Below are 1288 nucleotides of genomic sequence, written 5' to 3' on the forward strand. Positions count from 1 at the left end.
GGCGAGCGCGGCGGCGCGCTCGAGCACCGCCAGATGCTCGGGCCGCTCGCGCAGCAGGCGGCGGCGATAGGCGAGCGGGTCCTGCCCCGCCGCGTGCGCGGCCTCGTCGATCAGGCTCTCGATCGCGAAGACGTTCGGCACGTAGCTGACCGCGCGCCACCACCAGATCGGCAGCTTCGGCTCGACCCGCACCCACGCCAGGTCCAGCGTGCCGATGTCGTAGTAGAAGTCGTCGCGCATCGCCTCGGTGCAGCTCGGATCCACCGGCACCTTGGCGAGGAAGCCGGGATCGTCGGGCTCCTTGATCGACGGCGTCACCGCGCGCAGGCTGAAGGCGGCGATGCCGCCGTCGCGGTCGAGCGCGGCGCGCGCCTTGTGGACGCTGGCGGTCTGGTAGAACAGGCCGCGCATATCGTCCTCGCGGCTGTAGATCAGCTTGACCGGCTTGCCGACGCGGCGCGAGATGTAGGTGGCCTCGAGAATCTGATGCATGCCCTCGCGCGCGCCGAAGCTGCCGCCGGCCTCGGTCAGATGGATCTTCACCTTGTCGGCCGGCACGCCGGCGATGGTTTCGGCCGCCTGCGCGCAGCGCGACGGCACCTGGATGCCGCCCCAGTATTCGACGATGCCGTCGTGCACCCACGCCACCACGCTCAGCGGCTCCATCTGCGCGTGGGCCTTGTACGGCATCGTGTAGACGCCCTCGACCACCTTGTCGGCGCGCGCGAACGCCGCCGCGGCATCGCCCTTGACCTTGCTCTTGGCGCCGGGATCGTCGACATGCCGCGCCAGTTCGCGCAGCGCGCCTTCTGCGCTGAAGTCCGCCATGTCGCTGTCGCCCCATCGGACCTTCAGCGCCTGGCGCGCACGCTGCGCGGCCCAGAAATGATCGGCGACGATCGCCACGCCGGGCTGGCAGGCGCCGTTGTCGGGCACGGCCGGGCCCATGCCGGGACGGAAATGCGCGATCGCCGCCGGGATCTCGGTCGCAAACACGTCGCGCACGCCCGGCATCGCCTTGATTTCGGCCGCGTTGAACGACACCACGGGGGCATGGATCACCGGCGGATGCACGACGATCGCGGTCAGCATGCCGGGCAGCTTGATATCGACCGCGTATTGGGCGCGGCCGGTCAGCTTGTCGGCGACGCGGTAGCTGCTGCGCTCCTTGCCGATCAGCACGAAGTCCTCGGGTCGCTTGAGCACGGCCTCCTTGGGCACCGGCTGGCGCGCCGCGCCTTCGGCGAGATCGCCGTAGCCGAGCCGGCGCGAACCCGAAGCGTCGACC

Annotated in this window: 1 protein-coding gene; it reads right to left on the bottom strand. The window is 70.7% G+C overall.

Annotated features, from left to right (window positions below; all coding sequences use genetic code 11):
• A partial coding sequence (locus B551_RS18315) for a xanthine dehydrogenase family protein molybdopterin-binding subunit (protein WP_023264736.1) occupies window positions 1-1288 on the bottom strand: 1288 nt, incomplete at both ends.

Origin of the sequence: Cupriavidus sp. HPC(L) (genome assembly GCF_000307735.3) — a bacterium.
Lineage (GTDB): Bacteria > Pseudomonadota > Gammaproteobacteria > Burkholderiales > Burkholderiaceae > Cupriavidus.